Source organism: Coprobacter secundus subsp. similis (genome assembly GCF_015097275.1).
GTDB classification, from domain to species: Bacteria; Bacteroidota; Bacteroidia; order Bacteroidales; family Coprobacteraceae; genus Coprobacter; species Coprobacter secundus.
In genome coordinates this window covers 826568-840768 of sequence record NZ_AP023322.1, presented here as the reverse complement: position 1 = coordinate 840768, position 14201 = coordinate 826568, and the positions used below count along the sequence as shown (strand labels likewise).

The 14201-nt window shown below is 33.1% G+C and carries 9 protein-coding genes and 1 tRNA gene; 5 read left to right on the top strand and 5 right to left on the bottom strand.

The window, feature by feature from the left end; all coding sequences use genetic code 11:
- Positions 1–42 precede the first annotated feature (42 nt).
- From recJ to Cop2CBH44_RS03090, 3 genes are all read right to left on the bottom strand, one after another.
- Positions 43–1770 (bottom strand): single-stranded-DNA-specific exonuclease RecJ, encoded by a 1728-nt coding sequence (gene recJ / locus Cop2CBH44_RS03100; protein ID WP_021930213.1) that lies wholly within the window; start codon positions 1768–1770, stop codon positions 43–45.
- A gap of 280 nt (positions 1771–2050) precedes the next feature.
- A complete protein-coding gene (locus Cop2CBH44_RS03095; protein ID WP_021930212.1) occupies positions 2051–2965 on the bottom strand; it encodes a mechanosensitive ion channel family protein in 915 nt (304 codons plus the stop codon).
- 32 nt (positions 2966–2997) lie between these two features.
- The gene (locus Cop2CBH44_RS03090; protein WP_021930211.1) at positions 2998–4146 is read right to left on the bottom strand and encodes a clostripain-related cysteine peptidase; all 1149 of its coding nucleotides are present in this window, start codon (positions 4144–4146) and stop codon (positions 2998–3000) included.
- A 153-nt stretch (positions 4147–4299) separates the two neighbouring features.
- Here Cop2CBH44_RS03090 and Cop2CBH44_RS03085 point away from each other — a divergent pair, with 153 nt between their 5' ends.
- The 5 genes from Cop2CBH44_RS03085 (at position 4300) to Cop2CBH44_RS03065 (ending at position 9201) form a co-directional block, all read left to right on the top strand.
- Positions 4300–5121 (top strand): tetratricopeptide repeat protein, encoded by an 822-nt coding sequence (locus tag Cop2CBH44_RS03085; protein WP_021930210.1) that lies wholly within the window; start codon positions 4300–4302, stop codon positions 5119–5121.
- Positions 5122–5210: 89 nt separating this feature from the next.
- Entirely contained in the window at positions 5211–6230 is a 1020-nt protein-coding gene (locus Cop2CBH44_RS03080) for an HU domain-containing protein (RefSeq protein ID WP_200755534.1), read from the top strand.
- A 222-nt stretch (positions 6231–6452) separates the two neighbouring features.
- On the top strand, positions 6453–8846 hold the full coding sequence (gene feoB, locus Cop2CBH44_RS03075) for a ferrous iron transport protein B (protein ID WP_021930209.1): 2394 nt from the start codon (positions 6453–6455) through the stop codon (positions 8844–8846).
- 14 nt (positions 8847–8860) lie between these two features.
- A complete protein-coding gene (locus Cop2CBH44_RS03070) occupies positions 8861–9055 on the top strand; it encodes a hypothetical protein (RefSeq protein WP_021930208.1) in 195 nt (64 codons plus the stop codon).
- 75 nt (positions 9056–9130) lie between these two features.
- Positions 9131–9201, top strand: a tRNA-Cys gene (locus Cop2CBH44_RS03065).
- 739 nt (positions 9202–9940) lie between these two features.
- On the opposite strand, the gene Cop2CBH44_RS03060 is transcribed toward Cop2CBH44_RS03065, so the two are convergent.
- Positions 9941–11731: a glycoside hydrolase family 15 protein gene (locus Cop2CBH44_RS03060; protein WP_021930207.1), complete on the bottom strand. Its 1791-nt coding sequence runs from the start codon at positions 11729–11731 to the stop codon at positions 9941–9943.
- 20 nt (positions 11732–11751) lie between these two features.
- Entirely contained in the window at positions 11752–14004 is a 2253-nt protein-coding gene (locus Cop2CBH44_RS03055) for a bifunctional alpha,alpha-trehalose-phosphate synthase (UDP-forming)/trehalose-phosphatase (protein WP_021930206.1), read from the bottom strand.
- Positions 14005–14201: the final 197 nt, after the last annotated feature.

The window sequence follows — 14201 nt, the reverse complement described above, 5'->3', positions numbered from 1 at the left end:
ACATAATTTATACATTTATTCCTGATTATACATTTTTACACTTTATTGCAAAGAAGGGCGAATATCTTTTATCATTAATTGAATTGAAGAATTTCCATTATGATTATTTTCCTCCAGTGTATAACAAATATCAAAAGGTTTATGTTCCTTTATATATTGATGATGCTCTCGCTTGCCGAATGCTATACCATTCATAATATTTTCCGAGCGGCTATCTACCATCTCCAACTTCAAATGTTCTAAATCCCGACCTACTAATCGACTTGTGCCATAATCGTATACATTACGAGTGCAGAAAACAGGTTTCGTATTTCCCGGACCGAAAGGGTTAAATTGTTTCAACACTTTGAAAAATGATGGAGTTATTTCTTTAAAATCGAGAATAGTGTCAATATCAAGTTGTGGAGACATTTGTGTTGGAAGAATATTTTCGGCTACGTGCTTTTCGAAACGTTCAATGAAAGCAGGGATATTTTCCTCTTTTAAGGATAGACCTGCTGCATAAGTGTGGCCTCCAAAATTTTCTAATAAATCACGACACGATTCTATTGCCTTATAAATGTCAAATCCCTGTACAGAACGTGCTGAACCTGTAACCAATCCATTTGAATAGGTTAGCACTACAGCCGGACGATAATAGAGTTCGGTCAAACGAGATGCAACAATACCTATAATTCCTTTATGCCATTCGGCATTATATATAACGATAGATTTCCGAATATCAAAATCTGGACATTTTTCTAAACTGGCATTGGCTTCTTCTGTTATTTTTTTATCTAATTCTTTACGGTCTTCGTTGTACTGATTTATACTTTCACTTTTTTCCTGAGCACGTGCATAGTCTTTGCTAATCAACAGATCTACAGCTTCCTGTCCTGACTGCATTCTACCAGAAGCATTAATTCGGGGGCCTATTTTAAATACAATATCACTGATAGTTATCTCCCGATCTTTTAGGCCACAAACATTGATAATACCTTGTAAACCTACACTTGGATTTGAATTGAGCTGTTTCAATCCGTGAAAAGCTAAAATACGATTTTCATCAGTTATGGGCACAATATCAGAAGCGATGCTGACAGCCATAAGGTCGAGTAGGGGAAACAGCATTTTTTTTATGTTCATACCATTGCTCATGGCAAAACCCTGCATGAACTTAAACCCGACACCACAACCAGACAAATGTTGGTATGGATAAGTAGAATCAAGACGTTTAGGATCGAGTACGGCAACAGCATCAGGTAATTCATCATCTGGCATATGATGGTCACATATAATAAAGTCTATCCCTTTAGCCTTTGCATATGCAATTTTTTCAACAGCTTTAATACCACAATCCAATACTATAACTAAAGATATCCCATTCGTATATGCATAATCTATACTTTTTATCGAGATACCATATCCCTCATCGTACCTATCGGGGATATAATATTCCATACTCGAATAAAAGTTTCGAAGGAATTTGTAAACTAATGCGACTGCAGTCGTCCCATCCACATCATAATCACCATAAATCATAATTTTTTCTTTCCGTCCCATTGCCTTATTCAATCGTTCCACCGCTTTATCCATATCATTCATCAAAAATGGATCATACAGGTCAGACAACTGAGGTCGAAAAAATTTTTTAGCTTCTATTGTAGAAGTTACCCCCCGCTGAACCAAGAGTTCGCATAGCGAGGGGCTTATCGACAACTCCCGGGCTAATCTCATCTTTATTTCTTCTTGTTCTAATGTAAGGGGTAAGTAATTCCATTTACTTATCATTTATATGTTTTTTTATTTTTATCTGATCTCACATCTTCTGCATAAAGCGGAAGAGACGCGACACAATCCGATTTTATCTACTCTTTAACCGATTTATTTTGTGTCATGTATATAGCGGAAAGGCTCGATATAATTATATGATATCTTTCCAAATTCTTTTTGAGCAGGTGTAAAGGTATAAAATCTGTTCAATAAACAGACTTCATTTTTATATAAAAAATAAAAAAGCCGACAAAAGATCTTACTTTTCTTTTGCCGGTTAAATAGAATATACAAACAATTATTCTTCGTTTGTCGAAAAAAGATGTACATCCATCTGAGGAAAAGGTATATTTATTCCTTCTTTTTCAAATTCTTTATATACACGCTCATTCATACTGAAAAATACATTCCAATATTCTGATGATGGTACCCAAGCCCGAACCGTAATATTTACGGAACTATCTCCTAAACTGGATAAGACAATCAAATACTCAGGAATTTTTAAAATTCTTTCATCGCTGTCTAATAGTCTTTTTAATACATCTTTAGCATGGTCATAATTATTACCATAGGCAATGCCGAAGACCCAATCAACACGTCGGCGGGTTTCTTTCGAATAATTGTTAATAATTCCGGTAGACAATCCTCCATTAGGAACAATAATTGTTTTATTGTCTGGCGTATTCAATACCGTATTAAAAATTTGTATTTCCTTTACGGTACCACTCTGTCCTTGAGCCTCAATATAATCGCCGACCTTGTATGGTTTAAACAGCAGCACCATCACTCCTCCCGCAAAATTTTGTAAAGTTCCGCTTAATGCCATCCCTACAGCAATACCGGCAGAAGCAAATAGTGCTACAAAAGACGAAGTATTCACACCCAAAATGCTGACAATTATTACTAATAATATCAACATTAATGTTATATTGATAAGACTAAGTAAAAATGTTTTTAACGAAGGCTCTACATGCCTTCGTTCTAAAATATTGGTAACAATATATTTTATTTTTTTTATCAACCAACGGCCTATCCAAAAGATGATAGCTGCAATCAATATCTTTATGATCCCATGAATCAAACCGCTAATCATTTGTTCCATGAATTGCTGAACGCCCATATTAGAAGCATGGGATAACTTCTCAAAAAACGACGAGACTTTTGTTGTATCTGCCGTTGGAATAGGAATTGAAGGTATTTGTAATAAGAACATAGATAGATATTTTGTGAGTTTAAATAATAGAGTTAATTGTTTATAGCTTTACTCCACTCTAAATTGTCATAAAAGTCATTTTTTTCATTTGGAAGAGGAATATATATACTGAGCCCGCAATATTTTTCGAGGGCGATTTCAAAAAAACTATTTGTATAGTTAACATAAGGAATTGCTAATTGTAATTGATTAGAGAACTCCTTATATTCTTCACTGTCAGTAGGAACAACATTTGAGATGAAATCGTTCATGTCGAAAAATTTATTATTGAATTCATTTCTTCCAAATTGTTGTATAGATGTACGATCTGGTAATAAGTATTTTTCTTTATATATATTTCTTATTTTTTTTACAACTCGAGCCAATGAATCTAAACTTTCACTATGTATTAGACTGACTGAAGCATAAGGATAAGTTTGCTGGGTATAATAATGATAAAAACTTTCACATATGTTTTCTAAAACTAAAGAATTGCGATATATATGGGGGATTATTAAGTCATATGGGTATCCATTTCCCATTACCTCTGTAGCAGAAGCTATCAAAAATTCAGTTTTATTTCGAAGTGCGTAAGCCGTCTCAATGCCTGCCATATAGCAAACATCAAATAAGATAAAATGAAACGTATTATCCGGTATTCCTTCTACTAAATCATCGATATTCATCCAGTAATTACCATCTACTCCATATGCACGAGTCAATGGTAACCCTGATAAATTCCGCTTTTGTAAATTGTACATTGTCTGAGACGTAGTACCTTCCATCCAACCACTACCATGTCCCCAAAATATCAAACCATAATCTTTGGCCGGGTACATTGACATCATATCTTCAATAACTTCCTTTAGAACCATACTATTGGCAGAATTGCGCTCTCCATACTTCTTTATAACCTTATATTCTTTGGATTGAGTTATTCTGATTAGCTGGGAATTTCCTTTCTTATCATCAAGATAAACTATTAGATTTCCTCCATTTAGAGCTCCTTTAGAGGCAGCTGAGAGCATTAGTTCAATATTCTGATTTGCATATTCCGATAAATTATTATTTGCAAGCATATATACAAGGACTGTACGGTCTACAGGGGCCTCCACAACAAAATTTTCTTTCTGGCAACCGGTAAAAAGGAATACAGAAAAAAAGAGATACAATATATCTATTATTTGGAATTTACTGTTCATATAAAAAATAATAAATTAGAACCTTAAACGTACAAACTTACTTAAATTTATATCATAACAAATATGAATCTCCTAAAAACTTTTATCTTCTCTAAATGATTACTACAATTATAAATACCTTTGTAAGCGATTATATAATATAATTTAAACACTATGAACCGACATTTGTTTTCAATCATTCTGGTATTTTTTTCGTTAAATATATTTTCCCAAAGTCGCAATGAATGGGTAGATAAATCTTTTGAATGTATAAAAAACGAAGACTGGACAGGAGCAGAAGAAGCGATATTAAAAGCTCTAAAGAGCGACCCGGGAAATGCTCAAAATGCTTTGTTATTATCAAACCTCGGAACTATACAGCGAAACCTCGGGAAAAAAGAAGAGGCGTTAAAATCGTACAATAATGGGCTTATGATTACCCCTCGCTCTGTAACATTATTAAAAAACAGAGCTGCATTGCTTTCTGAAATGAACAGAATTGAAGAAGCGTTGCAAGATTATAATCAAATCCTTTTGTTAGATGAAAATGAAGAAGAATCTTTATACTTACGAGGTCTTATCAGATTAGAAAAAGGTGATACTTCAGCATGTAGAAAAGACTTTGAACAATTAGTTAAATTAAATCCAACTAGTTCGAATGCACGGCTCGGTTTAGCTGCATTAATGAAGTGCCGACACTATTACAAGGAAGCTATAGACCTCTATGGACAAGTAATAAAATTTAATCCTAATCAGGCTCAACTATATATCAGCCGGGGAGAAGCATATTATTATAGTCGGAAATTAAATGATGCAGATAAAGATATTGCCAAAGCTTTAGAGCTTGATCCTGGAGATCCTCTAATATATGTATTAAGAGCAAAAGTAAAACTTGCCAGATATGAAAAAGAGGATGCAGCAAAAGACTTAGAAAAAGCTATATCTCTTGGTTTTGACAAAGAAAGTGCAGAAACAATTTTAAAAGAACACGAATAACGTACCTAATTTGTTAAAAAAGGATTAAAACTTCCTTTTTACACTATTATACTATTTCGTATAAACCTAAAAAAGCATACATTTGTAATATGCTTGAGTTAAGTAATTATATTGAATATTTATTGGCGGAACATGATTGTGTTATTGTTCCGGATTTTGGAGGTTTTGTAAATCAATACCGAGGTGCGTCGTTTTCTACAGACCATAAAGAAATTTTACCTCCATCAAAAAATATAATATTTAATACAAATCTCAACCATAACGATGGTTTGCTCATAAATACCATTATGCTTAAAGAAAATATTAATTATGAGCAGGCTTTGTCTTTTATAAAGGAAGAAATATTTCAATTAAAAAAGCAGCTTAAAACATCACCTAAAACGATGTATTCTTTAGGTGAGTTAGGGCATATTTCAATGGATGAAAATGGAACAATATCTTTTATTGATAATAAGAGAGACAAATCCCTTTATCCAGAAATATTTGGTCTTACAGCTCTTAATATCTTGCCGTTAAAAGAATATATACACCAAGAAGAACTTCCGAAAACAAATAAAAACAAGAAGCAAAGTTCTGATATCATTTACATCCCTGTAAATCGTCGGATAGTGCGTCGTATCGTGGCAGCTGCAGCTATTATCATTGTGTTGATGATGATCTCAACTCCTATAACAAACATAGAAAGTGATACAAATTATGCAGGGATTGTTTCATCAGAATTATTTGATTATGTAGAAAGTAACGCAGACAAATTGCCTGAATTCACTTTAAATGAAAATTCAACCATTCAAAATGATGATATATTTGCGGACGGTAGCAGTCAGGCTTCAGTGGAAAATACACCATCGGATGAGATTACTAACGTATCGGTTAAAAAGAAACAATATATAGTAGTTATTGCTACATTAGTATCTAAAAAAGCTGCAGAAAAACAACTTCAATATTTAAAAAATGCAGGTATAGAAAATGATATAAAAATTTTGGAAGGAAGTGGGAAATCAAGATTGTATATTGAATCATTTTCTAATAAAGATGAAGCTCAAAAATATTTAATACAATTAAAATCCGATACGAAGTTTACAGATGCATGGATAATGGCTATAGACTAATTTAGAAATAATAAATATCACGAAAAAGAGCTGTTGAAAACAATAGCTCTTTTTTGTTTACAACAACTATATAACAAATGGGGAACAGCGAAAATTATAAAAAATAAAAACTGCATTATTTAAATTGAATATAAATAAAAACCTCTAATTATTATGTAGAATCAGAATAAATAAGCATCTTTGCATCACAAAAAACAAATATTTCAAAAAGCAAGAAATAATATGCGTTTATCTGATTTACAAACAGGAGAAAAAGCCGTTATAGTAAAAGTCCTTGGGCATGGAGCATTCAGAAAACGAATCATAGAAATGGGGTTTGTTCGAGGTCAAAAAGTTGAAGTATTATTAAATGCTCCGCTAAAAGATCCCATTAAGTATAAAATTATGGGATACGAAGTATCTTTAAGAAGAAGCGAAGCTTTTATGGTAGAAGTTATAAGTATTGATAATTTAATAAATACAGAAAATACAGAAACAACATCAACTTCTATAATCAATGATGAAACTGTAAAGCAAATTGTAGACCGGTCAGCTAAAACTATAAATATAGCATTAGTAGGAAATCCTAACTGTGGAAAAACTTCATTATTCAATATCGCTTCAGGTGCGCACGAGCATGTAGGAAATTATAGTGGAGTAACAGTTGATGCAAAAAAAGGTTATTTCAATTATAAAGGATACCATTTTAATATATATGATTTACCTGGGACTTATTCATTATCAGCTTATACCCCAGAAGAAATATATGTCCGTCATCACTTGAGTGAAGAAATGCCCGATGTTATCGTTAATGTCGTTGTAGCTTCTAATTTGGAAAGAAATCTCTATCTGACGACTGAACTCATCGATATGGATATAAGTATGGTTATTGCTTTGAATATGTATGATGAACTGGAAGATAGTGGTAATACGCTTGATTATAATACCTTAGGGAAGATGATAGGAGTTCCGATGGTACCTACTGTTTCAAAAAACGGAAAAGGAATAGACAAACTTTTTGATACAATCATTAATGTTTACGAAAATCAAGAACCCACGGTAAGGCACATACATATAAATCATGGTCCCATAATTGAAGAAGGCATTACAGTACTTAAAAATGAACTAAAGACGGATCCTAGAATATTGAAGCATTTTTCCCCTCGATATTTGGCTATAAAATTATTAGAAGGGGACAAAGAAATAGAGATACTTTTGCATAAGGAACAAAATTATGATAAATGGATAGCTATTCGGGATAAAGAAAGAATAAAAATAGAAAAAACGTTAGGAGAAGATGTAGAATCTGCTATAGCAAATGAGAAGTATGGATTTATTTCTGGAGCATTAAAGGAAACGCTGACTTTAGGAAATAAAGAAACAGCCCGTACAACCCATCTAATAGACTCTTTAGTTACCAGTAAACTTTTTGGTTTTCCGATATTTATATTTATCATGTGGCTCATGTTTGAAGCGACATTTACTGTAGGGGCATATCCTATGAGTTGGATAGAGTCGGGCGTAGGATTACTATCCGAATGGGTAAATTCCATTATGTCTCCAGGACCTTTAAAAAATTTAATTATTGATGGAGTAATCGGTGGAGTAGGAGGAGTTATTGTTTTCTTACCTAATATCCTGATACTTTACTTTTTTATATCTTTTATGGAAGACTCCGGATATATGGCTCGTGCAGCATTTATTATGGACAAAATAATGCATAAAATAGGTCTTCATGGAAAATCTTTCATTCCACTTATTATGGGTTTTGGATGCAATGTTCCTGCAATAATAGCAACCCGAACTATTGAAAGTCGAAGCAGCCGTTTGATTACAATGCTTATCAATCCTTTTATGTCCTGTAGTGCGCGGCTTCCTATATATTTATTATTAGTTGGGACATTTTTCCCTAATCATGCAAGTATTGTTTTCTTAGGATTGTATTTTACAGGTATTCTTTTGGCAATTGTTACAGCAAAAATTTTAAGACGTTTTCTTTTCAAAAAAGATGAAACTCCCTTTGTTATGGAGTTACCGCCATATCGGCTTCCAACTGTTAAAGCCACTTTCCGACATATGTGGGGAAAAGCAGAGCAGTATTTACGAAAAATGGGAGGTATCATATTGGTTGCATCCATTATTATATGGTTTCTCAGTTATTACCCTCGTACGAATGTCGCACCAGAAACAATAACTAATACGACTGAAGAAAGCATGCTGCAACAGAAAAACTCGTACATCGGACAAATAGGTCAATTTATAGAACCTGTTGTAGAACCTCTTGGTTTCAACTGGAAAGTTAGTATTGCTCTCATTTCTGGAACTGCAGCGAAAGAATTAGTTGTTAGTACTATTGGAGTTCTTTATTCAGAAAATGACGCAGAAGAAAATATGGGACCATTATCTGAGAAACTCAAAGCTATTAATCCAGAGACAGGACAGCCTGATTTTACACCATTAATCGCTATAAGTTTTATGGTATTTGTTCTTTTATATCTACCATGTATAGCGTCCATTGTAGCTATTGTAAAAGAAGCTGGAAGTTGGAGATGGGGAGTATTTTCCATTGTATATAATACATCTATTGCCTGGATAGTCTCTTTCTTGGTATATAATATTGGGAAATTATTTATTTAAAAAAACAGAAAATTATGGTACAAAATATTATAGTCGGCATTATTGGTATAGTGGTATTTTTATATGTTATAAAAAAAATAATTGCTATGTTCCACCCGAATAAAAGAAAATCGTCTTGTGGATGTTGCTGTGGTTGTGAAAGTCCAAAGATTCAAAATCAATCAGATACATCTTGTTCTCAATTTGAAAGGAAAGAAACAAAAAAATAATTTTAATAAAAACTTTACAAAGGCCTTGTAAGATAAAAAATATATACTATCTTTGCATTCGCAAACGGGAAATAAGGTTCCTTGGCCGAGTGGTTAGGTACCGGTCTGCAAAACCGTTTACGGCGGTTCGAGTCCGCCAGGAACCTCAAAAAAACCTCTGAAACTATTTATAATAAGGTGTTTCGGAGGTTTTTCTTTTGAGAGATAGGAGGGGAGAAACTTTTTATTTAGTCTTAGAAATTTAGCCTTTTTCATTAAGCATAAAATTAAGTTTTCTTGTAGGGGTATTCCCAACTTAGTATTAGGAAAGATTTATTGATAGCATTATGGTTATACTATATAGAAGTCTTTTGTCAGAGGGAATTTTTTATGCTTTCTAATGCCTGAATACATTTGTCCCTATACAATTGGACTTTTTCTCCAAATATAATAAGAAACGCATTGGTTACATGTTATGTTGTTACTTAGTAAATAAATTTCAACTTGAATAAATTTTTATTGTCTTTTTGTTTCTGTGGAATATTCTTTCAATACCCTCAAATGGAGATACAATTACATTGTCATTGCAGAAGCCTTCTGTTGAATCATTTAATTTTTTTTCATTGGGAGAAAAAGATGTTTATATTCCTCTCAAATATTGAATTACCGTCTTTGCCAAAAGAATTAGTTTTTATAGCCTTTCCTTATATTATCATGCTTATAATAACTTTATTTTTGATTAGTAACATTTATACTCTTTAGTCATTACAAAAAATAAAGTTACTGATACGTGTATATATGTCAGACAGATTTATGTATATAGATTTTTATCACTTTATCAAAAATAATAGAAAATGTGGACTCTTCCTATTAAAGAATCCACATCATAGAAGAATAAATTTATCTCTACGGGCGTATAAATGCCAACCGTTTATCTTCCTCGGCAAATAATATGGCAGTATTGACCAATGCCAAATGAGAATATGCTTGTGGAAAATTTCCTAATTGTTCTTTAGTATCAAAATTAATATCCTCACTAAATAAACCTAAATGATTAGAATATTTCAATACTTCATCAAATAAGGTTCGTGCTTCATCTTTTTTCCCAATAACAAATAAAGCCCGTACCAGCCAAAAAGTACATATAGTGAAAGCTGATGAGGGCAATCCGAAATCATCTTTGCTATTATAACGATACATTAGACCTTTGTGTAAAAGAGCATTTTTTACAGCATTTACAGTTTTATGATAACGTATATCATTTGCCTCTATAAAACCATAAGGCTCCATAAGCAATAATGACGAGTCTAAAGCAAAGTTATCATATGTTTGAGAAAAGCTTTGAATTTCGTCTTTCCATCCATGTATCAGGACATTTTCACGTATCTCTTCAGCTTCCTTTTGCCATTGCTTACAATACTCATGCTTATTTAGCATCATTGCTATTTTTGCTCCGCGATCCAATGCAACCCAGCACATCACCTTCGAAGATACAAAATGATGGCTTTCACCTCTAATTTCCCAAATACCTTTATCGGGTTTTTTCCAATCTCTTAATACGGTAAAAATAATACTTTTCACCATTTCCCACATATCTTCTATCTCATCAAGTGTTCCGGGCATCAATCTATAATATTGATAAATTAAATCCATCAAATATCCGAATGAATCATTCTGTTTTTGGTGATATGCATCATTTCCTACTCTTACGGGTTTAGAATTTTTATATCCTGATAGATGGTCTAAAATAATTTCTGTCAATTGTCTTTCACCCCTTATTCCATACATTATTTGATACGATTCATGAGTAGATACAAATGTTGATTGTATAAACTTCATAAAACGCTTGGCTGCTTCAGGATGTCCTATTTTAAATAGTGTTTCAATGGACATAGATGCATCTCTTAGCCAACAAAAACGATAATCCCAATTACGTACATCTCCTATTGACTCGGGCAAGCTAGTGGTTAGAGCTGCCAATACAGCTCCATTATAATAAGACATCAATTTAAGAACCAGCAAACTTCGTTCGATTACATCATTGTATAGGGAATACTTTTTAGTGCGATTAGTCCAATTAAGCCAATAGACTAGCGTTCGACAATATTCTATTTTTTCTCGTTCAATATCTACTGGTATTACTTTCTCATTATAGGATAAAAGAAAGAATTCATCTTTTTCCAAAACAATTTCCTTTTTTTGTCCGATATCTTGAAGAGGAAGAGAGGAATAAAGATACTGCCTGTCTTTACTACACGAAGAACTGTAACTTTCTATAAACTCAGTAGTAGTATTATATATTGCTTTTCCTTGTGCATAATTAGGAGCAGGAGAGTAATTTACTCTGAAATGAGGTTTTCCTTTGATCCAATGGACATAACGATATAATTCTGCAGGGAGATAGTATCCGTTATCACGAGAGTGGTAACAAGGCATGAAATCGAGAACTTCAAATTCTCCCTCTTCGGACTTAAATAAAGTAGAAAGGATATTCGTATGAGGAACGTATGATTGTGTAATATGGTATTTGTCCGAAACTTCAAATCCAAAACACCCGCCTTTTTTTCGATCAAGCAATGCTGCAAAAACCGAAGGAGAGTCGAAATCTGGAAAACATAACCATTCAATATTTCCTGTTTTAGAAATCAATGCCGCTGTACGACAGTTCCCTACAACTCCATAATCCAAACTATTCATTTTTACTATTAATTTATAAATCAATTATTTTTTAATAAATCTCTAACAAAACCTAATACACCTTTTAGTCTATCTTTTACGCTATTATCTGTCAAATGTCTTTCTTTTTTATTTACCAATGTTTCGAGGAAAGGTAAAACTTCTGACTGAGTAGACATATTGTAATTAGCAGCTTCCGAAACATAGCCAATTTTTATAGTAACAGAATTTTTGGGTAATGCTTTAAACATGTCATCATCTGTTGTATCATCACCCATTGCTAAAATAAAATCATAATGTTTCTTTCCCAGTTGACGGGCAACTTCAGAACCTTTATTATAATCTGGTGATTTTATTTCTACGACCTTATCTCCCTGCAAAATTTGCAACTTTTGTTGTATGCAAATAGAAACAAGCTCATTTGTAAGTTGTTGTGCTCTTAAAGAACCTAACCATGCATCACATTCTCTATAATGCCATGCCAGAGCGGTTTCTTTGACTTCTAAATGGGAGTTGGGAGTCTTATCTACGAAAAATTTCAAAATTGAAAGTAATCCCGAACTCCAAACTATTTTGTTCATATTATTATGCCATACACCATTCTCTTTATAGAAAGCTCCATGTTCCGCAGCAAGTGATATCGGTAAATTTCCTAACCATTTTTCTAAAATAATATGATCGCGGCCACTGTTGACTACTACCTGATTAGCAGGGTCTTCTGATAGTTTCTGCAAAACCGCAATAAGTTCTGGTGTAGGTTTTGCATCTTCCGGGTGTAATCTGATTGCAGATAATGTCCCATCGTAATCGAGCAATATAAGACGTTGCCTTGCTTTGTCGTATTTCAATTTGATTGTTTCAATAGCTTTAGATGATACCCGTTTTTTCCGAAGTTTCTCATTTTTGTAGAAAGATTCATCCCATCCTCTCATAAAATCTGTGGCCCACTTGTTTACCGTTTGTGCCGAAATGATAGCTTGCATACGTTGTAGTCTTTCTTGCTGTTCAGAAATAGGCATTTCCAGAGCTTTAGAGATTGCCTGTACAATTTGTTCTGTATCATTCGGATTAATAAGTAATGCATCTGTCATCTCTACAGCTGCACCTGCCATTTCACTTAAAATCAATACGCCCGGATTTCCACATTTAGAAGCAACATATTCTTTTGCTACTAAATTCATTCCATCTCGAAGAGGTGTAACTAATGCTATATCAGCCATATAATACATAGCTGATAGTTCTTCAAACGAGAATCCATGATAAAAATAACAAACTGGAGTCCAGTCGATAGTAGAGTAGTGCCCATTGATTGAACCTATTTCCTCATCAATCTTTGTTTTCAATTCCGTATAACTACCAACATGATCGCGTGAAGGAACTATAACCATAGCCAAAGTTACTCTTTCATGATATTGTGGATAATGTTCAAGAAACGAAGCAAATCCACGTAAACGATGCAATATTCCTTTACTGTAATCTAAACGATCTACTGACAAGATAACTTTGTGATTCCCAAAAAGTTTTCTTGTCCGGTCGATAGCTTGCCGGACTTCTGGCTTCGAAGGTGCATCGTGGTAAAGATTATAATTGATCCCCATTGGCAAAGCTTCAACTCTAATAACGCGATCGCCTAATTGTACTTCGTTCAACTTAAAATTTATATGTAACACTCTTTCTACTGTACTGATAAAGTGCCTCATGTAATCATGTGTGTGGAAAGCTATAAAATCTGCACCTAATAACCCCTTTAATATTTCTGCTCGTTCTGGTAAAATACGAAAAAGTTCATATGAAGGGAAAGGTATATGATGAAAATAACCAATACTTAAATTAGAGTATCTCTTTCTCAACATACCGGGGAGTAGCATCAGTTGATAATCTTGAATCCAAACTTTATCTCCCGGTTGTATCAATTCTGATATTTTCTTACAAAAAAGAAGATTTACTTCCTGATAAGATTGCCAGAAACAACTTTTATATAAAGTATATACAAAAAAATAATGGCATAATGGCCATATTGTACTATTACTATAACCTTCATAGTAATTCTCTATTTGAGATTCCGACAAAAATACTGGATGAAGGTTCATGCTTTCTAATTTGGCGGTTACTTTATTTTTGTCTTCATTCTCTTGTATGCACATTCCTGGCCATCCAATCCAGTGCTTTTCATAAGGAGTTTGCAAAGAATCTAAACCGGTCGTTAAACCTCCTTCACTCCGGGAGAGAGTAAATTCTCCCTTTTGCCCGCTTATCTTAACGGGTAATCTATTTGATACAATATATAGTTTCATATTGAGGTAAAAACAAGATACATACCAATAAACTATATATTATATAAATAACTGATTTATAATAATAAATGAAGAACTAATCTCTATTATAAACCTTCAATTTTGAAAAATATTTTTCAAAATGAAAGTATGGTATAAAAAGAATAGGGAAAATGACTTCTTCTCTATTCTTTTTATACCATACTTTCAAAACTATT

Excerpts from the sequence above, each read along its gene's own strand:
- recJ (WP_021930213.1), bottom strand. The coding sequence starts at position 1,770 with ATGATAAGTAAATGGAATTACTTACCCCTTACATTAGAACAAGAAGAA.
- Cop2CBH44_RS03095 (WP_021930212.1), bottom strand. The coding sequence starts at position 2,965 with ATGTTCTTATTACAAATACCTTCAATTCCTATTCCAACGGCAGATACA.
- Cop2CBH44_RS03090 (WP_021930211.1), bottom strand. The coding sequence starts at position 4,146 with ATGAACAGTAAATTCCAAATAATAGATATATTGTATCTCTTTTTTTCT.
- Cop2CBH44_RS03085 (WP_021930210.1), top strand. The coding sequence starts at position 4,300 with ATGAACCGACATTTGTTTTCAATCATTCTGGTATTTTTTTCGTTAAAT.
- Cop2CBH44_RS03080 (WP_200755534.1), top strand. The coding sequence starts at position 5,211 with ATGCTTGAGTTAAGTAATTATATTGAATATTTATTGGCGGAACATGAT.
- feoB (WP_021930209.1), top strand. The coding sequence starts at position 6,453 with ATGCGTTTATCTGATTTACAAACAGGAGAAAAAGCCGTTATAGTAAAA.
- Cop2CBH44_RS03070 (WP_021930208.1), top strand. The coding sequence starts at position 8,861 with ATGGTACAAAATATTATAGTCGGCATTATTGGTATAGTGGTATTTTTA.
- Cop2CBH44_RS03060 (WP_021930207.1), bottom strand. The coding sequence starts at position 11,731 with ATGAATAGTTTGGATTATGGAGTTGTAGGGAACTGTCGTACAGCGGCA.
- Cop2CBH44_RS03055 (WP_021930206.1), bottom strand. The coding sequence starts at position 14,004 with ATGAAACTATATATTGTATCAAATAGATTACCCGTTAAGATAAGCGGG.